General features: G+C 52.3%; 23 protein-coding genes, 1 tRNA gene and 1 pseudogene. 8 read left to right on the plus strand and 17 right to left on the minus strand.

The window, feature by feature from the left end:
- Positions 1 to 81: 81 nt before the first annotated feature.
- Positions 82 to 1158, minus strand: coding sequence for an HD-GYP domain-containing protein (locus tag BSZ31_RS01150; RefSeq protein ID WP_105027175.1), 1077 nt, complete (start codon positions 1156 to 1158; stop codon positions 82 to 84).
- 152 nt (positions 1159 to 1310) lie between these two features.
- Between BSZ31_RS01150 and BSZ31_RS01155 the strand changes: the two genes are divergently transcribed.
- The 4 genes from BSZ31_RS01155 (at position 1311) to BSZ31_RS01170 (ending at position 6668) form a co-directional block, all read left to right on the plus strand.
- The gene (locus tag BSZ31_RS01155; protein WP_105027176.1) at positions 1311 to 3506 is read left to right on the plus strand and encodes a membrane dipeptidase; all 2196 of its coding nucleotides are present in this window, start codon (positions 1311 to 1313) and stop codon (positions 3504 to 3506) included.
- Positions 3503 to 3889, plus strand: coding sequence for a hypothetical protein (locus tag BSZ31_RS01160; RefSeq protein ID WP_105027177.1), 387 nt, complete (start codon positions 3503 to 3505; stop codon positions 3887 to 3889). Before BSZ31_RS01155 ends, BSZ31_RS01160 begins: the two co-directional genes overlap by 4 nt.
- Positions 3886 to 4617, plus strand: coding sequence for a sulfite exporter TauE/SafE family protein (locus tag BSZ31_RS01165; RefSeq protein WP_105027178.1), 732 nt, complete (start codon positions 3886 to 3888; stop codon positions 4615 to 4617). The genes BSZ31_RS01160 and BSZ31_RS01165 overlap by 4 nt, the downstream gene beginning before the upstream one ends.
- 95 nt (positions 4618 to 4712) lie before the next feature.
- The gene (locus BSZ31_RS01170) at positions 4713 to 6668 is read left to right on the plus strand and encodes a methyl-accepting chemotaxis protein (protein WP_146106543.1); all 1956 of its coding nucleotides are present in this window, start codon (positions 4713 to 4715) and stop codon (positions 6666 to 6668) included.
- A gap of 15 nt (positions 6669 to 6683) precedes the next feature.
- On the opposite strand, the gene BSZ31_RS01175 is transcribed toward BSZ31_RS01170, so the two are convergent.
- Complete coding sequence (locus BSZ31_RS01175) at positions 6684 to 7046, minus strand: phage holin family protein (RefSeq protein WP_040513453.1); 363 nt, start codon at positions 7044 to 7046, stop codon at positions 6684 to 6686.
- 133 nt (positions 7047 to 7179) lie between these two features.
- Between BSZ31_RS01175 and BSZ31_RS17155 the strand changes: the two genes are divergently transcribed.
- Positions 7180 to 7662, plus strand: a complete 483-nt coding sequence (locus tag BSZ31_RS17155) for a hypothetical protein (protein WP_240605615.1) — start codon at positions 7180 to 7182, stop codon at positions 7660 to 7662.
- Positions 7617 to 7997, plus strand: a complete 381-nt coding sequence (locus BSZ31_RS17160; RefSeq protein WP_240605616.1) for a methyltransferase domain-containing protein — start codon at positions 7617 to 7619, stop codon at positions 7995 to 7997. The genes BSZ31_RS17155 and BSZ31_RS17160 overlap by 46 nt, the downstream gene beginning before the upstream one ends.
- Before the next feature lie 19 nt (positions 7998 to 8016).
- Here the strand turns inward: BSZ31_RS17160 and BSZ31_RS01185 are convergent, their stop codons facing one another.
- From BSZ31_RS01185 to flgM, 6 genes are all read right to left on the minus strand, one after another.
- The gene (locus tag BSZ31_RS01185; RefSeq protein WP_105027181.1) at positions 8017 to 10290 is read right to left on the minus strand and encodes an ATP-binding protein; all 2274 of its coding nucleotides are present in this window, start codon (positions 10288 to 10290) and stop codon (positions 8017 to 8019) included.
- Between the two features lie 13 nt (positions 10291 to 10303).
- Positions 10304 to 11263, minus strand: a complete 960-nt coding sequence (locus BSZ31_RS01190) for an ABC transporter substrate-binding protein (protein ID WP_105027182.1) — start codon at positions 11261 to 11263, stop codon at positions 10304 to 10306.
- Between the two features lie 182 nt (positions 11264 to 11445).
- A complete protein-coding gene (locus BSZ31_RS01195; protein ID WP_105027183.1) occupies positions 11446 to 11961 on the minus strand; it encodes a porin family protein in 516 nt (171 codons plus the stop codon).
- Between the two features lie 108 nt (positions 11962 to 12069).
- Positions 12070 to 13161 (minus strand): acyl-CoA desaturase, encoded by a 1092-nt coding sequence (locus BSZ31_RS01200; protein WP_105027184.1) that lies wholly within the window; start codon positions 13159 to 13161, stop codon positions 12070 to 12072.
- A 30-nt stretch (positions 13162 to 13191) separates the two neighbouring features.
- Positions 13192 to 14304 carry a ferredoxin reductase gene (locus BSZ31_RS01205; RefSeq protein WP_146106544.1) on the minus strand — a complete coding sequence of 371 codons (1113 nt, stop codon included), beginning with the start codon at positions 14302 to 14304 and terminating at the stop codon, positions 13192 to 13194.
- A 200-nt stretch (positions 14305 to 14504) separates the two neighbouring features.
- The gene (gene flgM / locus BSZ31_RS01210; protein WP_146106545.1) at positions 14505 to 14801 is read right to left on the minus strand and encodes a flagellar biosynthesis anti-sigma factor FlgM; all 297 of its coding nucleotides are present in this window, start codon (positions 14799 to 14801) and stop codon (positions 14505 to 14507) included.
- Positions 14802 to 15068: 267 nt separating this feature from the next.
- Between flgM and BSZ31_RS01215 the strand changes: the two genes are divergently transcribed.
- Together BSZ31_RS01215 and BSZ31_RS01220 are read left to right on the plus strand one after the other, a co-directional pair.
- Positions 15069 to 15473 (plus strand): BLUF domain-containing protein, encoded by a 405-nt coding sequence (locus tag BSZ31_RS01215; protein WP_105027187.1) that lies wholly within the window; start codon positions 15069 to 15071, stop codon positions 15471 to 15473.
- Between the two features lie 106 nt (positions 15474 to 15579).
- Positions 15580 to 16008, plus strand: coding sequence for a YqaA family protein (locus BSZ31_RS01220; protein ID WP_105027188.1), 429 nt, complete (start codon positions 15580 to 15582; stop codon positions 16006 to 16008).
- Here the strand turns inward: BSZ31_RS01220 and BSZ31_RS01225 are convergent, their stop codons facing one another.
- The 9 genes and pseudogenes from BSZ31_RS01225 to ybiB form a co-directional block, all read right to left on the minus strand.
- Complete coding sequence (locus BSZ31_RS01225) at positions 16009 to 16485, minus strand: 2'-5' RNA ligase family protein (RefSeq protein ID WP_105027189.1); 477 nt, start codon at positions 16483 to 16485, stop codon at positions 16009 to 16011.
- A 1-nt stretch (position 16486) separates the two neighbouring features.
- A complete protein-coding gene (locus tag BSZ31_RS01230; RefSeq protein WP_146106546.1) occupies positions 16487 to 17395 on the minus strand; it encodes a hypothetical protein in 909 nt (302 codons plus the stop codon).
- Between the two features lie 163 nt (positions 17396 to 17558).
- Positions 17559 to 17634 (minus strand) — tRNA-Ile (locus tag BSZ31_RS01235).
- Positions 17635 to 17653: 19 nt separating this feature from the next.
- Complete coding sequence (gene rpoD / locus BSZ31_RS01240) at positions 17654 to 20110, minus strand: RNA polymerase sigma factor RpoD (RefSeq protein WP_369907250.1); 2457 nt, start codon at positions 20108 to 20110, stop codon at positions 17654 to 17656.
- Between the two features lie 925 nt (positions 20111 to 21035).
- A pseudogene (gene dnaG, locus BSZ31_RS17165) lies at positions 21036 to 22273 on the minus strand (DNA primase); the annotation flags it as partial.
- Between the two features lie 107 nt (positions 22274 to 22380).
- On the minus strand, positions 22381 to 22827 hold the full coding sequence (locus tag BSZ31_RS01250) for a GatB/YqeY domain-containing protein (RefSeq protein WP_105027192.1): 447 nt from the start codon (positions 22825 to 22827) through the stop codon (positions 22381 to 22383).
- 10 nt (positions 22828 to 22837) lie between these two features.
- A complete protein-coding gene (gene rpsU / locus BSZ31_RS01255) occupies positions 22838 to 23050 on the minus strand; it encodes a 30S ribosomal protein S21 (protein ID WP_105027193.1) in 213 nt (70 codons plus the stop codon).
- A gap of 177 nt (positions 23051 to 23227) precedes the next feature.
- Positions 23228 to 24457 carry an NAD(P)/FAD-dependent oxidoreductase gene (locus BSZ31_RS01260; protein ID WP_105027194.1) on the minus strand — a complete coding sequence of 410 codons (1230 nt, stop codon included), beginning with the start codon at positions 24455 to 24457 and terminating at the stop codon, positions 23228 to 23230.
- On the minus strand, positions 24444 to 25442 hold the full coding sequence (ybiB, locus tag BSZ31_RS01265) for a DNA-binding protein YbiB (protein ID WP_105027195.1): 999 nt from the start codon (positions 25440 to 25442) through the stop codon (positions 24444 to 24446). The genes BSZ31_RS01260 and ybiB overlap by 14 nt, the downstream gene beginning before the upstream one ends.
- Positions 25443 to 25455: the final 13 nt, after the last annotated feature.

The raw sequence follows: 25455 nt of genomic DNA on the forward strand, positions 1-25455 counted from the left end.
GTGCAGGCTCAAGCCAACAAGCCGAAGTGCCAAGTTTTCGGGCAGCGGTGACCCTTCAAGTTCAGCTCCCAAGTCACTCGCCTACAGCGCCACATGCCCAGTCTGCTGCGCAGGCTGCAGCGATGCGTCCTTACTCGAAGATGCATTGCGTGAATTGGCGGTTTTGACCGTGTAAATTTTCAGCTGAACACCATGCTGCTGCTCAGCCTCCCGCACCCGACCAATGAAATGGCGCGACACCACCTGTCCCTTGGACAACCACATGAACCCGTCTGGACCCTCAAAATCACGGGCCAACACCAAACCTTCGTACAGGTCCTCGCCATGCAAAATTTTCTCGTTGGCTTTTTCTGCGGCCTTCAGTTTCACAAGAGCTGTGGGCAACACCGCAATCACTTTGGGGTCATAACGCTTGCCTGCCGCACCCACCAAAAATGTCTGGGCTTGCAACTCATCAAAAGCCTTGGACGCCAGCCAGCCTTGTTGCAACTCATCGTAATCTTCGGCAACCGCCAGAATTCGCGCTCCCAGCGGAATGCCCTCACCCTCCAGCCCATCGGGAAAGCCCTGCCCATCGTAACGCTCATGGTGGTGTCGAATAATTTCAGACACATGTGACATTTCCGACATTCCGTGAAAAGCCGCTTGGGCCTTCATAGGGTGCTTCATCAAGGCCACTCGAGCGTCGCCCTTCAATTCCACCACGGGTTTAAACAGCGTGTCGTCACTCAAACCCAGCTTGCCGATGTCATGCAACAGAGAGGCCACATAGATGTCCTGCAACGCCGATTCGCTGGCATGTAGTTCCTTGGCAATCAGGCGAGCCAATTCTGCAACCCGCAAGCCATGGGCAGCCAATTGCGGCGAACGCAACTCCATTAAATTGGAAAACGACTTCACTGCCGCCAGGTACTGCATACGCATCTCGCGCTGAATTTGCTCCAGCATCAGTTGCATCTGGTGGGTTTCAGCACGCTGAGACTCAAGCTGATGACTCAAGCTTGAGTTTGCACCCTGCAAACTTTCAACTTCCTTGCTTAACTTGTCAGCATTGCCTTGGAACTCCGCCAACTGGCGCTCTAGTTCCTTGATCAACTGCTTGTCATCGGTGGCTTGTTCAACAGACATGGTGCGGGTTCCCTTGCGAATGCGGTGCATTCTCCTCGAATGGAATAACGGCAGGCCTTTCAGGAATCTGAAACCCTTTCCCCCTCTAAATGGGGGGTGCAGTTTACTGAATCTGAAATGACCAATTGTCAGTATTAATTTGTAGAACCAATCGAGTCACAAAGACCCTGGGAAGACGAGACATGAGACACGCCCTACTTGGCACCTTGGTGCTGTGTGCAGCCCTGGCCGCTTGCAATTCCGATTCGAACACCACAGCCGGAAATACCGATGGGCGCACCACACCCAACGAAGTCGAGGCGGTGCCCACGGCATTCAATATTGCAAATCAATGTGTCGCAATACAGTCTCTCGCCAACAACAAATTTGTGGCGTTGAGCAGCGATGGTAGCTACGGTGTCACCGAGGCCACTGCGGTGAACGCAGCGCCCTTTTTCCTCAAGCCCACGGCTTTGGGAAAGTACATGATTTACAACCGCGACGATGCCATGATGCAGGCCGTGGGCAATTCGGCAGGCACCCCGGTAGGCAGCAGCACCGCCTTTTCCGACTCAATTGAATGGGCAGTTCAGGAAGATGAAAAAGGGCGCGGTGGTTTTTCTCTGACCAATACTGGCAACACCATGAAGCTGGCCCTTCTGGGTTTCAGCAATGGCCTGGGTACTGTGGAAAGCGCAGGCAACAGTGAAGAAACCCTTTTTCAGTTTGTAAAAGCCACGGGCTGTGCCGAGTTTCCTGAAATTTCCACCAACACCGAAGGCCGCACCTTTGCTGGCGCCGGTTTGAACCGCGCTGTGAAAGGTTTTGCTGATGTGCACAACCACATCACTGCCACCACCTTTTTGGGTGGCGCACACCATGGTACGCCCCACCACCGGTTTGGTGTAACACAGGCGCTGGGTAGTTGCGAGGCAAACCATGGCCCAATGGGCCGGCTTGATTTGGTCGACAACCTGTTCAAGTTTTCACCACAAGCCAGCCACGATACCGAGGGCTGGCCCACCTTCCGCAGCTGGCCTGCGGCCGACGCGCTTACCCATGAAGGCTTGTATTACAAATGGCTGGAACGAGCCTGGCAAGCCGGCTTGCGTATTTTCGTGACCAACCTGGTGGAAAACGAAACCCTGTGTAATTTGGTGAAAGTGAGCAAAGGCAGGCCCCTTGTAAACTGCAATGAAATGGAAAGCGCAGTTACCCAAATCGAGTATGTGAAGCAGCTTGAAAGCTACATTGACGCTCAGGAAGGTGGCCCCGGGAAAGGCTGGTTCCGCATCGTGACCAGCCCTGCTGAAGCCCGCAAAGTAATTAACGAGGGCAAGCTGGCGGTGGTGTTGGGTATTGAAATTTCACACCTGTTCAACTGCGGCATCAAACTGGGACAAAACCTGTGTGATGAGGCAGAAATTGACAAGCAACTGGATCGCCTTCACGCGCTGGGTGTGCGGCAAATGTTCCCAATCCACGAATTTGACAACGCATTTGGCGGCAACAGCATTTTCGATGGTGCAGTGCTGAACGTGGGCAACTTTCTGGACACCGGTGCTTTCTGGCAAACCTACGACTGCCCCGGTGGCGACAACAATTACGCCGATTACATTTTGCGTCAGCCCGGCGCGGTCATGACTTCAGCGCCCGGTTTGGGCAACGACCCTTTGACGCAGGCACTGATTGCCAACAACCCCGGCGTGGCCCCAATCTACCCCACGGGTGAAAACCAGCGCCAGTGTAATCGCCGCGGCCTGACCGAACTGGGCAAATACGCCTTTAAACGATTGATGGAAAAAGGCATCATCATTGAAGTGGACCACATGGAATTGAGCATCAAGGGCGATCTGATCGAGATGGCCGATCGCCAGCAACCCAAGTACCCACTCGTTTCTACCCACGGTGCACACGGCGGCATTACCAGGGAACAGGGTCGCAAAATTCTGGCGGCGGGCGGCATTATTTACCCCTACCAAGGCAATGCGCAAAGCTGGACTGAGGACCTGAAAGTAATCGCCCCGCTGAAAAGCCAACAGTTTGATTTCGCCATGGGTTTTGGTGCCGACACCAACGGTCTTGGTGCCCAGGCAGGCCCACGGGGCGCTGACCGCCCACAAATTACTTACCCGTTCACACTGTTCCAGGGACCCGATTGGGCCGGTGTATTCAATACCAATGTAAGCCCTGTGAAATTTGACAAACAAACCAGCGGCGAGCGAGTGTTTGATGCCAACACCGAGGGGCAGGCCCACTACGGGCTAAAAGCGGACTGGGTCGAAGAATTGCGCCTCGAGGGTGGCAACGAGGCATTGAAGGCACTCTACAATTCAGCCGAGGTGTATATTCAAATGTGGGAAAGAACAACAGCGAAACGACCTCAAATCAATCCATGAACAAACGCGCACTTGTTTACCTCGGCCTGGCCAGCGCCACGCTGGCCGGGGCTTACCTTTACGTTCAATCATTGCCCACTGAAAACGCACATGCCCCTGCTGCGCAAGGTGATGCCGCACAGGCACTGGAGTCTTTGTCCATCGTCGACGGCAGCCTGACAACGGGTTCCTACAGTGCAACCGTTCGCCAAGGGCAGCGTATTCAGTTTTTGGTCCACAGCAATCAAACCGATTCCCTGATTGTTGAAGGGCTGGATGCACGCGTGCCACTTCCAGGCAATCAAACCACATTGGTCAGTATTGCGGCCAATGCGCCGGGCACACACGCCATCGAGCTTGATGTTTCTGGCACCACCATCGGCAGCATCGAAGTCACGCCATGACTTTGGTGTTGCTGCTCAGCCTTGCAGCATTCATCACCTCCAGCATCACGGCTGCCACGGGAATTGGTGGTGGCGTGGTGTTGCTGGCCCTGATGGCGCAACTGGTACCGCCCGCCATACTGATTCCCCTGCACGGTGCAGCCCAACTCATGTCCAACACCAACCGTGTGTTGGTGCAACGCAAATTCATCAATTGGGCCTACATCAAGCCCTTCCTGCTGGGTTCTATTGTTGGCGGGGCATTGATCACACCGCTGGCCCTGTATATGCCAGTGCCCGTGGGGCAGGTGTTGTTGGGCCTGTTCATTGTGCTGGCCACCTGGAAAAGTGCATGGTTGCGCCTTGCGCACTGGCCGCCGGCAGCTTCGGGTGGAATTACCACTGGGCTTAGCCTGGTGCTGGGTGCCACCGGCCCACTGGTGATGTCGGTGCTGCCTAAATCTGCCTGGGAAAGGCAAGTGGTGGTAGGCACACATGGCATGGCCATGGTGATTCAACATGGTATCAAGGTAATTGCATTTTCCAGCCTGAACGTGAGCCTGGTGGAGTACTGGCCCCTGTTGTTGGGCATTGGCCTGGCCACACTGGCGGGCAACCTGATGGGTGCCAAGTTGCTTACACGCGTGCCCGAGGAAAAATTCACGCTCATCCTGAATTGGCTGCTGACCGCATTGGCCCTTCGTTTGGTCTACCAAGGCATCAGCGCGCTTCTAACAGCCAGCAACTAACCATTTCGGGTTCCCATTCAACAGGGATACCAAGCGATCAATTGTGTTCCACACTCAAGGCTGAACACAATTCACACGCCACTGAAGGTTGCCCCATGGTATTCAAACGCACGCTAAATTCGCTGACCTTGCCCCAGAAATGCGCCATCATCGCGCTGCCACTTTTGCTGGCTTTTGGCTTTTTGTTTCAGCAAATGTACACGCAAATCAACACGCTAATCAGCTCGTCCGAAAACGAATTGCGCGGTGCCGTTTTTCTGGAAAAAATTAACCCTGTGATGCAGAAGGTCCTGGCTGATCGAGCACAAAAACAGGCCGGGGCTGTTGGCGATCTGAGCGCAGCACTGAAAGCAGCCAAAACGGATTTGCCGGAGAGCTGGCCCATCACAGCCCGCAACCTGGAGCAAGTGACAGCCCTGTTACCTCAAGCGCTGAACAAGGGCACCACCGATGCCCAATCCGAAGAACTGGGCAATCAAATGGTCACCCTGGTGCGTCAGCTGGCCGATGAAAGTGAATTGACACTGGACCCCTTCCTGCCCAGCTACTACATGATGAGCCCCATGGCCTTTCAGCTGCCACGCGTCATCGAGTATTTGTCTGAACTGGAAGGTCGCCTTCGCAACCCCAACAGCGATGCCGCAGCTACCTTGAGTTTCGTACAGTCGCGGCTTGGCACTTTGGGCCGGGCCATGGATGAAATTCGAGAGGCCACCGAAAAATCAGCTGCTGCGGGCGGTGCAATTACCGCTGACACGCGCGCACAAATTGACACCATTGACCAACGAATTGACAGCATCTCCGCCTGGGTGAAAGAGCAGTCGGCCAAAGACCTGAATTACGACAGCGTCACGGGCCATGCCAACATGGTTGGCTTGCTTGGCGAAGCCGTCAACTCCGGATTTCAGCTGAGCCAAAGTTTGAACAAAACCTTGCAAGCCGACCTGACAGAGCGCATCTCGGGCATGCAAGGCACGCTGATCAAGGCAGGGGCTGGTTCCTTGGCAGTACTGTTGCTGGCCTTGGCCTTGGGTTATGTGGTGTTCAAAGACACCAACACTGAAATCGCCCAAATTTTGGCGTATGCAAAAATTATCGGCATGGGAGATTTGTCCAAACCGATTGACAGCCATGGCAGCAATGAAATCAGCAAAATTCGCGCTGCACTCGAGAATATTCGTCTAAAACAAACCAGCCTGGTGGGCGAAGTAAAGGATGCTTCCACCCGAATGGCCGACACCATCAACACCTTGGTTATTGCCGCCTCGCAGGTGAAAAGCAGCGTGCAAGAGCAAACCGATTCCGCCTCGGCGGTGGCCGCTTCGGTCGAAGAACTGACGGTATCGATCAGCCAGGTACATACCCATGCCAGCCAGGCGCTTGGTTTGTCCAATCAGGCCGGGCAATCGTCCATAAATGGTCGCGAGAGCGTAAAACAAGCCCGCCAGGCCATGGAGGAAATTGGCACCGCATCGGGCAATCTGGCGCAAAGTATCAACAACCTGGGCAATCAGTCTGACAACATTTCCAGCATTATTCAGGTGATTCACGCCATTGCCGACCAAACCAACCTGCTTGCGCTGAATGCGGCCATTGAAGCGGCGCGCGCTGGTGAACAGGGGCGGGGTTTTGCGGTGGTGGCGGACGAAGTACGAAAGCTGGCCGAGAAAACTGCATCGTCGACCAAAAGCATTTCAGCCTTGATTTCAGACATTCAACACGAGACGCGCTCAGCCGTTGAGCAAGTCACTGGCTGGACCGACATGATCAACCTCGGCCAGAGCTCTTCCACGGGTGCCGACCAGCAAATGGAAGCCATCAACCACCACACCAGCGATGCCGAACGCGCAGTGACCGAAATTACAGAGGCCCTGAAAGAACAAAGCTCGGCCTCAACGCTCATTGCCCAGCAGGTAGAACGAATTGCGCGCATGACCGAAGAAAGTCAAGGCGTCGCCCATGAAGTTAACCAGGTGATTACTGAACTACAAAATCTGTCGAATCAAATGGACACCGTCATGGGCAAATTCAAGTTGACCCAGCAAGCGTAAAGCGTCAATCAAGGTTTAAATTCGCTCGATCCTGACCTTTTCCTGAAACAGGATCGAGCTCAAGAAGGTCGCGAACAGGGAATACAACAAGGCGGCCAACACAGCCCACCAAAAACCATTGACCTGAAAACCTTCCAGAATGGAGCCCACCCAGTAGAACATCAAACCGTTCAAAATGAAGTAAAAAAGGCCCAAGGTTAATACAGTCAAAGGCAATGTCAGAATAAGCAAGACCGGCTTCACAATGGTGTTTACCAAACCCAGAATCAATGCAGCCCACAATGCTGCCCAAAACCCCTCTACAACCACACCTGGTAACAAGTAGGCCACCCCCATCAGTGCCACTGCGTGTAAAACCCAGCTCAGCAAGAGTTTCAAATCCATTCCCTCCAAGTTCAGAAAACAAGTGATGTACAATCAAAAACGCTTGTTGGCCAAGCTATCACATTTCGACAAAACCGGTTGGTGCACAATATCAAGCAACAACATTAAGCAACAACGAGAATTTCAGATGGATGTTACTCAACGCCTTGTCTCCCGCAGTTGCCCCTTCTGCCAAAACAGCGCAGAAGACGCACAGGTACTCAGCTATGGCAACAGCGAATGGCCCATGATCGAATGCAACAAATGCCATTTTGTATATTTGAAACGAGCGCCGGTTTATGAGCGTCTTAGCGAAGAATTTGCCTGGGAAAAAACCTCGGAAACCGAACGCCAGGTGCGCGAAGAACGCGAACCTGTGAAGCAAGGCTTAAGCCGCGCCTTCAAGCATTTTCGGCAAAAAGTACTCAAGCGCAACAAGTTGCCCGAGCTGATCGAAAAATACATTCCCGGTGGTCGCGTGCTGGACATTGGCTGTGCAGCTGGCGGCTTGCTGGCTACCCTGCCCGCCAAATACCAACCTATGGCATTGAGGTATCCAAAGCTCTCGCCCAAGCGGCCAGTGAAGTGGTCGAACCCCGAGGCGGCAGCATCATGCACGACAATGCCTTGAACGGCATACAAAAGCTGCCCGAAAACCACTTTGCCGGCGTGCTGATGAGCGCCTTTCTGGAACACGAAGTGGAACCCAACGGTCTGCTACAGGGTGTGGCCAAGGTCCTTCAACCCGGCGGTGTGGTCATTATCAAGGTTCCAAACTATGGTTCCTGGAACCGGAAAATTCGTGCCGAGAAATGGTGTGGTTTCCGACTGCCCGACCACGTAAATTACTTCACACCCGAAAACCTGGAAGCCCTGATTGTTCGTCAAGGCATGAAAGTGGTGCAGTTTGGATTGGCAGACAGACAGCCCACCAGTGACAATATGTGGATTGTTGCGGCCAAGTAATCGGGGGCACACGCACCGGTCAAACACCCACCGGCTTGACCAGCTTGTTGAGTATGTGCATCAGGTCTTCGGGTTGCAGCGGCTTGTGAAGCACCGCATTCATGCCCGCTTCAAGGGCACGTCTTTCGTCTTCCGGCCCTACTTCACCAGTCAAACCAATCACCGGTAAATTTGCATTGAAAGGTTGTTTGCGCAGTTCTCGGGTGGCCTCAAGTCCGTCCATCAACGGCATTTGTACATCCATCACCACCGCATCAAAACCATGGCCGTATTGCAACAAGAACGACAATGCCTCCAGCCCATTGTTGGCTTTGGTAATGTTGGCTTGCTTGCGCACCAAAATTCCTTCAAGCACCTTCAAGTTCAGTTCGCTGTCATCCACAATCAACAAATTCATTTTATTGCGTGCCGCAATTGCCGAACTCATTCGCGTGGCCAGGTTCGGTGCCGCATTTTTAAATGCACTCTGAAGTTGAAGCGGGGTTAAGGGCTTCACATAAATTGCGCTAAAAATTTCGCTGATGCCTTTGTCCAGCAAACGCCGCGTGTCATCACTGCCCAGCAGCACGGCACAGGGAACTCCCATCAAGCCCATGGCCTTGACAAACTCAATCCACGCCAGTCGATCGATTTGTCGCTTGGGGAAGTCCAACACAACGCCAGCGACCCCGGGAGTGCTGACCATCAACTTGCGCGCCTCGTCAAGGCTGCCAGTGGTAATCAATTGACGGCCCACCAGCTTACTGGCGTTGAGCAAGGCCTGGGTTTGAAGTTCACTGTCAGACACCAGGAGCACCGATTCACCTGTCTCGGTGAAAGTACTTGCGCCACCTTTGGGTACAGCGAATTCAAGCTCGGCCCAAAAGGTACTGCCACAGCCCAACTCGCTGTTGAAACCCAGGCTGCCGTTCATCAACTCGACCAGCTTTTTAACCAGGCTCAAACCCAGACCAGAACCACCAAACTCCCGTGCAACCGAGGTGTTGGCCTGATGAAATTGTCGAAACAGGTTGGCTTGCCCTTGCGGTGAAATACCGACCCCGGTGTCTCGCACTTCCACGCGCATGCGGCAAACACCATCTTGATTCGACAACACCTGCAACAGCAAATGCACATGCCCCACCTGCGTAAACTTGATGGCATTGCCCACCAGGTTCACTACAATTTGACGGAAACGCAGCTCGTCGCCAATCAATTCACGTGGCATGTGAGCAGGTGGTTCAATAATCAACTCGATTGGCTTGTTCGCCGCAGCGCCAGTCATGATTCCTGACACCTTGTCGATGAACTCCAGTGTCGAGAACGGTTTGGATTCCAGCTCCATGCTGCCGGCTTCAATTTTGGAGATATCAAGCACATCACTGACCAGATCAATCAAATTGCGCGATGTTTTTTCCAGACTTTCCAGCAACAATTTCTGATTGCTGGACACCGAGGTGTCCTTTAGCAAATAGGTGAGGCCAACAATCCCGTTCAAGGGCGTGCGGATCTCATGGCTCATGTTTGACAGAAACTCTGTTTTGGCCTGGCTGGCCATTTCTACGCGTGTATTGGCCTCTCGAAGGCGCTTGTTTTTGTGGGCCAGGTTGTGGGCCATCTGGTTGACGGCTTTGGACACGTCACCCAATTCATCGTTGGTGTTGATCTCGCACACCGCATCTTCATTGCCATTTCGAATTTCATCCGCTGTGCGCTTTAACTTGGCCAATGGGTTCAACACCCCCGTGCGCATCAACACCACCAACAAGGCAATCACCACCACAAAACTACCCAAGCCCACCGATTCCAGGACCGTGAGTCCTTTCAGGTTTCTGGCTTGTGCTTCATTCACCTGTGTGGACCACTGATAACCCAACTCTGAAATGACCTGGGTTTCTGCAATCAGGCGTTCGACAATCAAGCTTTGGCGGCGCTCCAGAAAAGCAGCGTTGTTGTTGCCTGGCACTGCGGTGTTATTCAATTCATTGAAAATTGGTTTCAGTTCAGCCAGGCTAGCCTGAATGTCCGACAACTCTTGGGGAGCCACAGAGGGATGATCTGTGGTCTTGATCAGGCGTTCAAGCTCTTCTTGGGTACGTAACCAGGCGTCAGCCACTGAAGGCGACTTGAACAACACATATTCCTGAGTCAGCACCAACAGGCTGGAAGACAAACGAGTGATGTTTTGAGCTTGTTGCGACTGCTCCAAGCCCTTGAATTGCTCACTGAGAATGAACAGATTACCCAACACCAACACCACCGCGCAAATCACGGTACTGAGAATGGCCAGGTTGATTTTGGTAGCAACGCGCACTAAATACTTCCCGTTATTGAAGCGACACAGCGCTGGGGTCGACTGTTCTCAAAAATGCCGGGTATAAAAAACTGGTGTAATTGGGTTGAGGCAGATTGCTTGGCACATGCCCCTCCCGCAGGGCCCAGCGCCCCTGCCCCTCCATTGTGCGCGGTAAAGAACGGTTCAAACTCAAGCGAAAACGGTAGTCATCAAATATTTTGTCAATCAGCGTCACCGGTACTCTCAAACGCTTGGCAGCCAAGGCCTTCACCTTCTCGGGATGAGTCTGGATAAACTGGGTGCTGTCCTTCAAGGCCTGCACAATCCGTTCAAGTTCTTGCGGCCTGGCTTTGATTGCGCTTTGCATGGCAATCAAATTGAATGTTTCTGTGTACAACTTGGGAATGGGCACCAGTTGCACATCAGTCCCCAGCTCCAACTCAATGCGAGACACAAATGGCTCCCAAATGCACAGTGCATCCACCTCCTTGTTGGCCAAAGCGGTCAGTGCCGTCTCAGGGGTAATCGCTTTGAGTTTCACCGTGTCTGGGTCAATACCGTTGTAAACCAGTACCAAATCCAGCACATATTGGCTTGCACCACCTTTGACATAGCCCAGGGTTTTGTCACGCAGCTTGCCAGGCTCCGTAATTTTGGCATCAGTGCGCGCCACCACCTTCAAATCGTTCGCAACACTGACAAAGCTGGTCAAAATTGCGAAATCACTTCGGGAAAAACTGTTGAACACCACGGGCAGCTCGGTGGCTGTCGAAATGTCGGTTTGACCGTCAAGCATGTTTTTTACACAGCGATTACCGCCAATGCAATTCACAAACTCAACATTCACACCACGTTTCTGAAAAAACCCCTCCGCCTCGGCGACGTACAAAGGCAAAGACAACAGGGTTTCAGAAACCCCGATGCGCAAGGGCGCCGCATGCGCGGCAAGTGATAGCAACCATAAACTGAGAAAAAGTGCGGCTCGAACCATTCAAACTCTCGATGAGCAAAGGACCCCTCAAAAGTGTAGGGGTTTTGTTACATCAGAAAATTACCAAGAAGAAACACAAAAAGCCATCTCTTCCCGACATTGAATGATCAAACACTCAAGGAGTGTCGCAAGCCGTGAACACAGGGGTGGCCAGGGCTGGCACACCCCGGATTAACTTGAGATCAGAATGCAAATGTGGCAGTCAAATTCAGGCCATCGGCTTCGATATTGTCTTTGTCGTAAAGCATTTCATAGCCAGCACGAATATTCACGTTGCCTGCGGTGTACATCACACCACCGCCATAGCTGAGTGCACCATCGTCGTCGCTGGTATTAAAGCCGGGACCACTGATGTTGGCATCCAGAAAACCATAGCCCAACGTGCCATACAGCGAAAACTGGTTGTTCAAAGGCAACTTGCCCAAGAGGTTGGCACCGATATAGGAATCGACCTTGGCTCGGAATGCGCCCGAGTTTTCTTCGTCCACACCCGTCAACAGGCGACCCTCTACGGCCAGGTTGGGGCTGAGTTCGTAGCCACCGACCACACCCAGCGTGTCGACATCCAGCTCGACTCCACCGATACGGCTGTCGGTAATTCCCAGGCTGTTGTAGGCGGCGCCCAGGTAGGGGCCTTCAGCGAAAGCGGGGCTTGCTGCAGCTGCAGACAAAACGGCAATAGAAATTAGTTTTTTCATGGCTGACTTCCTTCATTTGTTATGGATACTGCGCACCCCTTGGGGAGTGCACAGTTCCTAACGCAGGAAATCAGCCAATGGGTTACAAAAACCCGTGATACACAGTGATCAAGCTGCCAAGGGTTCTTGATTCTTGCGCTTTAAGCTTGGCAAGCTGTACTTGAATGCACGGCCAACCACGGTAGAAAACTGCTTGAGCAGCGAAGCCTTGTTGTAATGCTGGCCGTAGCGTTTGCAAACTTCCTGCACTTCAACCGACATTTCTGCGTAACGGTGCGCTGGCACTTCAGGGAACAGGTGGTGTTCAATCTGATGGCTCAAGTTGCCCGACATGATGTGGAACAACTTGCCGCCGGTCAGGTTCGATGAACCTTTCAACTGGCGCAAATACCAGTGTGCTTGCGATTCGCCTTCGATGATGGACTTGTCGAATACTTCAGAATCGGCTGTGAAGTGGCCGCAGAAAATAATCACGAATGTCCAGTAGTTGCGAATGATGTTGGCCAGGAAATTACCAGCCAACACGGGCAGGAAGAATGGGCCAGCCAACAGCGGGAAAAAAACATAGTCTTTCGCAATCTGGCGACCGGCTTTCTTGAATGTCGGAATGGCGCGGTCTTTGGTTTCTTTCAGGGTTTTTTCACCGCTGATTACTTTTTCAAGTTCAAGCGTTTGCAAAGCCAGCAGGTTTTCAAAGAAAGTGGCCAAAATCACCATCAGCGGTACGTTGGCCAGAAAACGAGGTTCCCATTTTTGTTCAGGGAATAGGCGCAACACGCCATAACCAATGTCATGGTCCTCTCCCAACACGTTGGTGTAAGTGTGGTGGCGGTAGTTGTGGCTGTAGCGCCAGTTATCCGCGGTACACCAGGTGTCCCACTCGTAAGTTTGGCCCATCAGGCGCTTGTTCTGCATGAAGTCATATTGACCATGCATCACATTGTGGCCCAACTCCATGTTTTCAAGAATTTTCGACACGCCCAAAGTCAGCGTACCCAGAATGAATGCGGGCGGAAAAATACCGGCCATCAACAGGCCACGGCCTGCAATTTCTGTGTAGCGCACTGCTTTTTCAATCTTGGTGATGTACTTGGCGTCGCGTTCACCCACGTCGGCCAGGTGCTTCTGGCGAATCGCTTCAATCTCGGCACCAAACTGTTCCAGTTCAGCGGGGCTCAATTTGCGGTCAGCTTTTCTCATGATTTGCTCCAGTATTTTTAGGTTTTGCTTTTAGAGGTCCAGGGAAACCGGGCCTTGGGCGGCGTTGATACACAAACGCAGCGCCGTGTTGTTGGTGCCGCACACCGATTTGTTTTGCATGTTTTGCGTGGTGCCTGTCAGCTTTTCACATGAACAGGTGTTGCAAATGCCCATGCCACAACCGTGTGGGGGGTTAATACCCTGCTCTTGCAGTGCTTTCAACAGGGGCTTGTTATTGCTTACTTCAACAATGCGATTGCTCTTGGTCAGGGTCACCGTGAATGTTTTTACCTCGGCGTTCTCATCAATGCTCAAGGCCATGGGGGTGAATGATTCGGCGTGAAAGCTTTTGGGTGTGTCACCCAGAATGCCGCGCAGGGCATTCATGAAACCATCGGGGCCACAGGCATACACATCGGTGGTTTCCAAAGTGCCTGCAACCGCTGCGAATTGCTCAGCGCTAGGGCGACCCGCCAAGTCACCCGCGGCCAGGTTGGCGCCACTTTCCAGCAGGCGGACATATTTGAAGTGTTCGTTGATTTTGGATTTCAGGGTGGCGTCAAACAACACGTCTTCCGGGTTGCGCGCCCAGCTCATCAGGGTTACATCAGCAGGCCAACCTTTGGCTTCCAGTTCTTCAATCAAGCTGATCATGGGTGTAATACCGCTACCAGCAGCCAGCAGAAGCATGGTGGGGCGCTGTTGGTTCAGCATGGGCTGAGTGTGTCCAAGGGTCATGTCACCAAACACATCGCCCAGTTCCGCCACAGTGCCCACTTCAAGTTGGTTCACTACATAACGTGACACAAGACCAGTTGGAGTTTGCTTGATAGTCAGGCGCACCAAGCCACTTTCAGTGGGGGCGCTGCTGAAGCTGTATGAACGCGTGTGCACCACACCATCAATCGTAATGCTCAGGTTCACGTGCTGGCCAGCCTCGAAACCTTTGAACAAAGCATTGGGGCGCAACCACAGGCTGACTGCGTCCGCAGTTTCGCGATCAATACGTGCCACCTCGGCCAGACAACGATCGCTTGAATGGGTGCTGCCCGCTTGCTCAAGCCAGAAGGTAACGAATTCCTGACCCAGAATTTTGGAGAGTCCGCGGACTACTTTGTTGGACAGTTGGCTGTTGGTTCTCATTGCGTTTTCCACATTAGTGAACAGATGTGCACCAATGTAACTAAAAACGCCTGTTTTTCGCAAGAGATTTTGCTGAAAAAACTAGAATAAAGTGTCAGAAGAGTACAACTGTACACTTATTTTATTGGTCAAATAATTGATTTTATTGATATTTTTTTATTTGATCGAAATGAGCTTTTTAAGTGAACACTTTTGAGAATTTATCTTCCCAACAGTACTTTTTGATCATTAATCATGCGATCAGCCACGATACTGGCATCAATTTTCAGGCCACCCTCACTCAACTGACGGCGAATCATTTCCACCTTATCCGCATCAAACGGGGTGGTACTGTCTACCAACATGGTGCCCCTTGGCCTTGAGATCGACACCACCACGCTGGCACCATCCCGGTCTGCGGCGGTTTTCACCTCCGGTGGGCGCGAGGCGGCCAATGCGTCCGCCTTCTTGGGATCGGGCATGGTGAAGGCTATCGGGGGTTTGTCGCCAGAAATCATGGTGATGCTGAAAGTTGGTTTGTTGAGACGGAAAGACAAAAAGATACTTAGAACGATTCCCGATATAAATCAGGCACACAGGAAAATGATTGCAAGACTTCGGCTGACAGCATGTCGGAAAATAAAGAAGCCCGCGCCGAGTAAATCCCGACAAAGCCGGAATTGCCACCCAAATTACCCATATCCTCTATCGACGCGCGATCAAATCAACCCACTAACATAGTGAAATCAAATCGCTAACCCCCCAGCCCACCCGGAGCGCTGCTCATGATTCGTCTTCTTTATTGCAGCCAAGCCAAGTCCGATTTCAGTGAAGAAGTGCTGAAAGAAATCTTGCTGACCTCAAGAAAAAACAACAGCGCAGCTGGGATCACAGGCGTGCTGGTTCACGGAGGTGGCATGTTCATGCAAGTGCTTGAAGGGCCCGAGCAAAATGTGCTGCGCACCTACATGAAAATTCTCGACGACAAGCGGCACACCGACAGTCGAATCATTCAAATCTCTCCGATGAAAGAGCGCATGTTCGACAACTGGACCATGGGTGTTATCGAAGCAGAACCCCTGACCTTTGAACACGTTGCCAAGTTGCGAGCGCATCGCCTGGAAACATTGCATGCAGATGCATTTACGCAGGTGATACGTGAATTCAACGCCCTGCTGATTAAGACCTGAAACATTGTTCGGTCAATATAGAACGCTTGACCAATCCCCCAAAGCAGCACCAAGGCTATGATCCATTTAGGAGAAACTGGCCAACAGCCGTTTCGGCATTGCAGCCATGTGTCTGCTGACCTACCTGGGTGGATTCATTTTTCCCGTGCCCAGCGACATCATGTTGCCGCCCATGATCATAGGTCGCCCAGACCGCTGGAAACCCCTGATGATCGCATGCGTGCTGTGTTCGGTGGCTGGTGCCTGTTCAGCGTACTTACTTGGGTTTGCATTCGCAGGTGAATTGGCCACATGGGCACAATCGGTTAACCTGGAAGAAATAAACCAGGCCACAACACTGATGGCTGAATACGGCCCGCCTATTTTGTTTATCGCGGCATTTGCGCCCATTCCCTTTAAAACACTGGCGCTGGCCGCAGGCGCAGGCGCAATGCCCTTGGCGGCTTTTTTACCGGCAGTGGTGTTGGGCCGGGCTATTCGGTTTTATGTCATTTCGAAGGTGACGCTTCAGGGCTTGAAGTGGATTAACAATTAATCAGTTTTCGAAATTCAAAGCGCCCTGACCGATAACATCTACTCTTAGTTCAAAAAGCTCAATTGGACACTCAACGGAAAATTGGGTGAGCGCATCAAAAACTCGGTCAGCCGACGCTTTATCCCCTTTGAATACTGTGATGTGGGGATTGAAGCCGAACTGGTTAATTGGAAAATCTGGTTTCCACCAGACCTTTCTTAGCGCTTCGCCTTGAACCGATAGATACACCACATGACAATCCGCCAATTCAAAACGTCCTACACCCGACAATCGCAGCTTCGGTTCGTGGGAAAGTCTCTGCATGATCTGCTTGGATCTGCGAGAGGACACCGCTGTCTTGTATGGGCCGCGTATCGTTACGTGGGGGCTTGAGGGTATTTTTCCAACGCGATTAAAGCGCGAACGAAGATCGACAAAAAGATCCTGGATCTTTTTGTCTTTCACTTCTAGCGTAAGAATCTGTTGAGCGTTGGCCATTTTAAATTACAAGGTACTGTCGATATTCAGGTGAGACACTGGGATGATGCAAGGCCGAAAACAAAAAACTGGAGACTTGCCCAGCCTTGTCATTCAAAGCCATCCTGGTGGGGTCATCAAGCAAATTGAAATCCTGATATTCTTTAGTGTGCAAGAAAAACTCATAGTCGTCCAAAAAAATTGTAAACCCACGACTTAATTGTGCATCATCTAACATGTCCAAACCAACAGCCAGCCTCTCAAGTGGAGTTTTCTCTGTTAAATCCAAAAGCCACTCCTGATTAACATGGCTTTGTAAAACCATTGGCAACACCGTGCTGAATACTGTCAGCATCCGACTAAACTTCAAGTTGAAGTTTCGCTTCTTCCATGAACGTGTAGGCCCCGATCTTGCATTCTCGTAATTCAAACACAACGTTCGCCAGAACCTGAGCAAATCATTCAATAAAAACAGAGGTTTAAATTGACTGCCGTTGTCTCTGTCGCGAAAGTAGAACTTAAGAATTTCCTCTTTGTGTCTTCGATACAACTGCGGATCTGTAAGCGGCTTACTTTCCAGCAACATCAGCATTCGCACCGTAAACCAATTGACCCCATCATCTCTGGCAGAGCCAACACAAGACTCATGCTGTGGAATATTGAATATTTTTAGAAATTCACCGTCATTGCTAGGCTGCCCATAGCCCAACTCCTCATACACACCAAGTATCGAGGCCAAACATTTAACGTTATCAAGATGAGAGATAGGCACTTCGGCACTGGATGTCAAAAATAAATCCAAATCAGAATTCTCACCTGAATCGTGTCGCCCCAACGAGCCTGCGACAAAAACGCTGGTTTCAGAAGGATTCGTGAACTTTGCCGGATTGGAAAATTCACGCTTAAGGGCGTCAATTTTCTGTGTCGACAAACCTTGCCGCCGCCCTATACCTTGGTGTTGGCTAAGTATCACTGAGTACACAGAATTCCTCATCAATCTCATCATCCGCTCAAATAATTGGATGATAAAGACAATATGACGGCGCAACAAAAAATGCCTTGGGTGACTAACCCAAGGCATTTTCCAATCAATGTGGTAGGGCCGGAGGGGTTCGAACCCTCGACCAAAGGATTATGAGTCCTCTGCTCTAACCGCTGAGCTACAGCCCCACTTTACCTTTCAAAAGCTTTATTCGCCTTCCAGGAAGCTTTTCAGCTTGTCTGAACGGCTGGGGTGACGCAGCTTGCGAAGTGCCTTGGCTTCAATTTGACGAATCCGCTCGCGGGTTACATCAAACTGCTTGCCCACTTCTTCCAGCGTGTGGTCGGTGCTCATCTCAATACCAAAACGCATGCGCAGCACTTTCGCCTCGCGTGGGGTCAGCGAATCGAGTACATCTTTGGTCACAAAGCGCAGGCTGCTGTACTGTGCAGCGTCTTGCGGGGCCAAAGTGTGGTTGTCTTCGATGAAATCGCCCAAGTGAGAATCGTCGTCGTCGCCAATCGGTGTTTCCATCGAAATGGGTTCTTTCGCGATTTTCAGAATCTTGCGAATCTTTTCCTCGGGCATTTCCATGCGCTCGGCCAAGGTGGCGGGATCGGGCTCAATACCGGTTTCCTGCAGAATTTGACGGCTGATACGGTTCATCTTGTTGATGGTTTCGATCATGTGCACCGGAATACGAATGGTGCGTGCCTGGTCAGCAATGGAGCGGGTAATGGCCTGGCGAATCCACCAAGTGGCATATGTCGAAAACTTGTAGCCACGGCGGTATTCAAACTTGTCCACCGCCTTCATCAAGCCCACGTTGCCTTCCTGGATCAAATCCAGGAATTGCAAGCCACGGTTGGTGTACTTCTTGGCAATCGAAATCACCAAACGCAAGTTGGCCTCGATCATTTCACGCTTGGCCAAACGGGCACGGTTTTCACCGGACACCATTTGTTTGTTGATCGCGCGCAAGTCATTCAAAGGCAAAGAAACCGCGTCTTGAATGGCAACCAGCTTTTGCTGCAATTCGTTGATCGCAGGAATATTACGCGCCCAGGTTTCAGCCCAAGCCGCGTTCGATGCGCTGAATGTATCTACCCAGGCCGCTTCCACTTCATGACCACGGAATTTATCGAGGAACTGCTCGCGGGGCACGCCCACGCGGTTTACGGCGATGTCGTAAATTTCACGTTCAATTTTGCGAACACTGTCCACTTGCTCACGCAAAATGCTGCACAGGCGCTCAACCTGCTTGGCAGTGAAGCGAATTTTCATGAACTGTTCGGCAATCGCTTCCTTGGCTTTTTTGTAGGCCGCAGAATTGTAGCCACCATCTGCACGTGCTTTTTTCAGCTTGGCAAACTGCTTTTCAATTTCAGCAAAAACCACCAGCGAATTCTTCTTGAGTTCTTCCAGCTGACGGGCCGACATGCCGGAGGTGGTGCCACCGTCATTGCCCTCTTCTTCGTCATCGCTGTCTTCGTCGTCGCTAACCTCTTCAGGCGCTGCGGCTTCAACCATGTCGTCTGTAATTGAGTCGTCAACAATGCCGTCAACCACTTCATCTACCGTCGACAAACCTTCAGCAATGCGCTGGCCCAGGCCAACCACGTCTTCGACAATGGCTGGGCACGCAGAAATGGCTTGCACCATGTCTTTCAGGCCAGCTTCAATTCGCTTGGCAATTTCAATCTCGCCTTCGCGAGTCAACAACTCAACCGTACCCATTTCACGCATGTACATGCGAACGGGGTCGGTGGTGCGGCCAAATTCAGAATCGACGTTGCTCAACGCGGCTTCAGCTTCTTCTTCTGCGTCTTCGGCAGAAGTGCCAACCGGTGCGTTGTCGTTCATCAACAAGGCTTCCGCGTCAGGGGCCTGTTCGTAAACAGTGATACCCATGTCGTGGAAGGTGCTGACCATGGCTTCGATCACTTCGCCGTCGGTTACATCGTCAGGCAAGTGGTCGTTAATTTCAGCAAAGGTCAGGTAGCCGCGCTCTTTACCCATTTTGATCAGGGTTTTAAGCTGGTTGCGGCGCAATTCGAGTTCTTCAACAGTGGCGTTGGCCGAGCTGAGGTAAGCCGAGTTGATCAGCGCTTTGTCTTTGGCCTTGGAGCCGCGACCACGCTTGGGCATGATCACCAGGTCGGCTTTTTTGGCATCTGAATCGTCGTCTTCGGGCACATCGTCGGAGTCGATCGATGCGTCTGCACCGGAATCGATGTCCTCGTCGTCCTCTTCTTCAGCCTTGGGCTTGCCAGCCTTGGGCGGGCGTCCACGCCCCTTGGGGGCTTCAGCGGTTTGCGCTGGCGCCGCCTGTTCAACCACCTTGGGTTTGCGACCGCGTTTTTTGGGCTGCACTTCCTCAACAGCAACGGGCTCCGCCACCTTGACGGGCTTGGCCGCCGCTTTGGCTACAGGCTTGGCTGCCTTGGCCACTGGCTCGGCAGCAGCTTCAACCACTTTGGGCTTGCGGCCACGCTTGGGCGTTTCATCGGCCACAACAGGTGCGGGTGCGGGCGCAGCGGCTTTCTTGCTCACAGGCTTTTCAGCAACAGGTGCTGTTTTCTTGGATTCTGTCTTCTTAACCACGGTGTTTACTTTCGCTTCTTTTACAGTTGCCTTTTGAGGAGAAACCTTCTTCCCTGCCATTGACGACGCTCCCTTGCGTTTGGATGCCTTAGTGGAGGATTCCTTCTCCGGCTTTTGGCCACCAGGAATCTGTGTGTGTGTATCGGTTTGCTGAGAACTCACGGTTTGTGACTTCGCAGACTTGGTTTTGTGGCCGGATTTGGCTTTCTGTTCCTGTGTTTTTGAAAAAATGTTGAGTATTTTGAACATTCATTCCCTGAACAACTCAATAACAGCCACCTAATACGCAAATGCGCACTACAAAAAGATGCAAAAGCTGCACCGTAACCCTTAATTATAACTGATTAACTCGCTTTTGTTTTAATTCTTGGAAGCGTTGCATGCACTCGTGATACCAACGGAGTTGCTCCCCCTGAGTGGGCATCTCGGCGGTTAGCCGCTCCAGCTCAGCCTTAAACCACAGCTCGCTACATTGATACACGCCAGAACGCAACTCGGTTTCAAAATCGAGGGAATCATCCAAACTGCGCGCTTCTTTCAGAACCGAGTTAACCCAATTTTGATGCACTTCGTCATTAAAGGCATGTTGAAGCCTAGCCTCTAGCAAGTTGGGGTCGTTTCTGACTTTTTCAAGCAAATGAACAAAACTGTGCACCTCGGCTGCGGGGTCTTGCTCTCGCTCGTACAGCTCAAGCAATGAATTACACAACTCCACAAGCTGGGGTGCACGAATAACCCGCGCAGCCAGGCTTAATAACGGCGATTTTGCAGTGGGCCTGGGGCAATTGTTTTGTAATGGCTCGTCGTCGAACTTTCCAAACCGTTTACCGAACTTCTTGCCGGAAAATTTGCCCTGCTGCCCGCTCAGTTGCCCGTTTTGCTGCCCACCCTGAAACTGCCCCTTGTTTTTCGGCGAAAAGTAATCACCCCCGCCCTCGCGGCTTTTCAAACCCAAGTGGCGGCTAAGCTCCATGGGTGTGGCGCCCAGCAAATTGGCCAATGCACGCAACAACGACGACCTGTAAACGGTGGGCTGCATTTGCACAATTAAAGGCTTCAAGAATGAAATGGCAGCCGCACTGCCCTCAATTTGCTGCAGGGGGTAGTTGCGCTCCAGGTAGCGCGCCAAAAATTCTGACAAGGACGCGGCTTGCGCCACCATGGCCTCGAAGCATCTGGCCCTTCGGTTCGAATAAAAGAGTCGGGATCATGCTCGGCGGGCAGGAAAATGAAATCGGCCCGCTTGTTTTCGCTAACGTGTGGCAAACAGGCCTGCAGGGCGCGCCATGCCGCCTTTTGACCAGCCCCATCGCCATCAAAGGCAAAAACCAGCCGGTCAGTTTGTTTGAATAATTTCAATACATGATCAGGCGTTACTGCTGTACCCAGCGTGGCCACTGCGTTCTCGAAACCCCATTGGGCCAAGGCCACCACATCCATGTAACCTTCGGTAACCAAGGCGTAGCCCATTTTGTGAATGGCCTGGCGCGCCTCGAACAAGCCATATACCTCATGCCCTTTCGAGAAAACTGGCGTTTCGGGGCTGTTCAGGTATTTCGGCTTTTCGTCGCCCAGCACTCGGCCACCAAAACCAATTACCTGCCCCTTGGCATTTCGGATCGGGAACATGATGCGGCCACGAAAGGCGTCGTACCGACGGTTGCTGTCGCTGATTTTGGTCAGCCCGGCCAAATCCAGCTGGGTATTGCTTGCGTAATTCTCGACCACGGCTTCCAGGTTTTGGTAAGCATCGGGCGCGTAACCCATGCCGTAGCGGGCGGCCACTTGCCCAGTCAATCCGCGGTTCTTCAGGTAATCAATGGCCACCGGGCTTTTTTTAAGCTGTGCCTTGTAATAGTTGGCAGCGCGTGTCAGCAACTCAACCAGCTCTTCCCGCTCAGAACGCACCTCGGCCGGAACATCCATGCCTTTTTCATAAGGCACATCAATGCCCAAGTTGCCCGCCAGGTTTTCAACAGCCTCGGGGAAGGTAAGCCCAAGGTGCTCCATCACAAATCCCACCGCATTGCCATGTGCACCACAACCAAAACAGTGATAGAACTGCTTGGACGGACTGACCGTGAATGATGGAGACTTCTCGTTGTGGAATGGGCACAAGCCCTGCAAGTTAGCCCCGGCCGCTTTTAACTGCACATAACGCCCCACCACATCGGCAATGTCGAGGCGGTAGAGTAAGTCATCAATAAAGCTTTGAGGAATCATGCAGTTTGGGTGAATTCACATGCAGAAAAATCAGAGCCAATGGCCCGACTTCTAGAATAACAAACCCAAAGGGGAGGAAACGAGCAGTTGGTTTGCGATGGGCCAGCTTATTTGGCCAAAGCGGCCTTGACCAGCCCAGATACTTTGCTCATGTCAGCCTTTCCAGCCAGCTTGGCTTTCACTGCGCCCATGACTTTGCCCATGTCTTGCGGGCCAGTTGCGCCCACTGCCTGAACAATGGCCTGAATTTCGGCCACAACTTCTGCTTCGGACAATTGCGCAGGAAGATAAGATGCCAAAACAGCAGCTTCGGCTTTTTCAACCTCGGCCGACTCTGGCCGACCACCCTGCTCAAACTGGATGGCGGCTTCGTTTCGTTGCTTGATTTGCTTTTCGATGATGGCGAGGACCGCCCCATCGTCGAGTTCGACGCGTTCGTCGACCTCTTTTTGTTTGATTGCCGCTGAGAGCATTCGAAGCGTTGTGAGCTTCGCTTGCTCACGGGCCTTCATGGCCTGCTTGATGTCTTCAAGAATTTGCGCTTTCAGTGACATACCAAACGAATCAATACATTTTCTTGGGCAACATTTGGCTGCGCAGGCGCTTGTAGTGGCGCTTTACGGCAGCAGCTTTCAGGCGCTTACGCTCAGCGGTTGGCTTTTCATAGAACTCGCGTGAACGCAGTTCAGTCAACAGACCTGTTTTTTCGATAGTGCGCTTGAAGCGACGCAGGGCAACTTCAAATGGCTCGTTTTCTTTAACGCGAACGTTTGGCATATGGCTCCAATCGGGTGTTCGTAAGTTGTTTTTCAGCTCTTTTCTGATCTTTAACCCATTGATTTCACATGTTTTTTTATGCAAAACCCAATGCGCTAGAGCAAAGAGTTACCGCCAAGAATCTGGCAAAGACCGAGATAGTACCATGCAAAAGCCGGCTTTCTCAAGGGTTTTCAACTATTTTTGGTCCAATATTGCATGGGCCACAGTGTAGCCACTGGCCCAAGCCCACTGGAAGTTGTAGCCACCCAACCAGCCGGTTACATCCACCACCTCGCCAATAAAGTACAGGCCTGGAATTTTGCGCGATTCGAGTGTTTTGGGCTGCAAATCGGCAGTGCTGACACCGCCACGCATTACCTCGGCTTTTTTATAGCCTTCTGTGCCACTGGGCACCAACTGCCAGGCTGCAATTCGCTGCGCCAAAGGCCCAAGTTGTTTTTTCCCCAACTCCGCCACTTTGCGGCCGGCAAGCGACTGCAATTCGGGTTTGTTCAGCCAGGCTTGCACCAAACGCTTGGGCCAGTGCGGCACTTGCGCAGCAAACCAGTTCTCAGCGTTGGCTTTTGCACCCAGCGTGGCCTGTAGCAAATCGGTTTGTAGCGCCGTTGCGTCGGTTTCCCTGCCAGAGAGGTTAAGCGTAATTGGCTTGCCGGGGTTCCAGTAAGTCGAGGCCTGCAATACCGCCGGGCCGCTTAAGCCCCGGTGGGTAAACAACAAGTCTTCATCAAACCAGGGGGCATTGGAATCGCTTCCGCGGCTATACACTGGCAGCGCCACACCAGCCAACCCTACAAAGGGCTCCCACATGCCAGAATCAAAAGTGAGCGGAACCAGTGCAGGTCGCTGATCGACCAGTGTGTGGCCAAACTGCTTGGCCAGCTTCAAACCAAAATCGGTGGCGCCAATTTTGGGCACTGGCAAGCCCCCACTGGCCACAACCACATTGCGGGCCTGTAAGACACCCGCTGTAGTGCTTAACCTGAACTGGCTACCATCATGTTCCACTGCATTCACGCTGTGAGGGCGAAACCACTTCACTTTGCCTGCATTGCATTCGGCTGCAAGCATATCGATGATGTCGTCGCTTTTGCGGTCGCAAAACAACTGGCCTTTGTGTTTTTCATGAAACGGTATGTTGTATTGCTTCACCAACGCAATGAAATTGGCTGGTGTGTACCGCGCCAGGGCGGCGCGCGCAAACCTTGGGTTTTCAGATATGAAATTGTCCTCAGACACCTTCACATTGGTGAAATTGCAACGGCCACCGCCACTGATCCGAATTTTTTCAGCCAGTTTTTCACTGTGGTCCAGCAATGCGACCCGCAAACCGCCCTGCCCGGCCTGCGCGGCACACATGAGGCCGGCAGCACCGGCACCAATCACAATGACATCAAATTGCTGCATGGCTTATTGCTTGGTTTGGTGCTTGGTGAACAGCCTCAATTGCATCCAACTGACGCGCAAATCCATGCGGCATTTCCTGCGGATTGTTCAACCACATTTCAATTAAACGTGCGGTTGATTCTGCGTCAATATCGGGGTGTGGATCAGGCTGTTCGGTAAACAGGTTTTCGGGCTGGGAAATGCACCAGGTGCCGCCAGCCTTCACACCATCCATTCGGGGGCTGCGGTAAGGGGCTGCCACTGGTTCGCCTTCATGGCCGCGCAACACCAGCGCAGTGTGGCCTGTTGCGCACAGCACCTCGCGTTGCAAATTCCAGAATTCTGGATGGGTGTAACTGGTCACCAGAAGCGCATTGTTGAATGCGCTTGGCACCATCAATTTGACCAAGGTGTGGGTGCAACTGCGCACACCCAGTACCTTGCGGGTTTGCAACAAGGCTTCAATACGCGGATAAATTTGCGCCATGGGCATGTACACGGGTGCGGTGTGGGGCATGTGAACGGCATTCCAGTTTAAATGGGCAAACACTTGCGCACTGGTAACGCGCCCGGTGAAATCGCTTTGCAAACCATGTACGAGTACAGGGTAGCCGCGTTGCGCCAAAAGGCCTGCCAGCAAGGGGGTGAAGTTGGGTTTGCGCCGCGCCCCGTTGTAACTGGGGATCACAATGACAGGTTTGCCCTCGGCCCGGGATTGCGCGTTGAGCGCCTGCAGGGTGTGAAAATGAGGCGAATGGCTTTCGTCAGGCCAGTGCTGGGCAATGGCTTGCAAAAAACCAATCAACTCGTCGTGGCTTTCGCCTTTGACCCGCAATGCGATGAGTACTGCACCCAGTTCAAAATCCGACACCTCACCGCGCAAAATGGCTGAAAACAGGGTTTTCGCTTGCTCGCGGGGCAAGCCACGTGCGCCATCCTTCCCGCGACCAATTTCTTTGATGAAGGGGGCACAAGAAAATTTGTCGGCTTGAGCGGAGTTGGACATAGGGTCTTGAAAA

Origin of the sequence: Limnobacter sp. SAORIC-690 (assembly GCF_002954425.1) — a bacterium.
GTDB lineage: Bacteria > Pseudomonadota > Gammaproteobacteria > Burkholderiales > Burkholderiaceae_B > Limnobacter > Limnobacter profundi.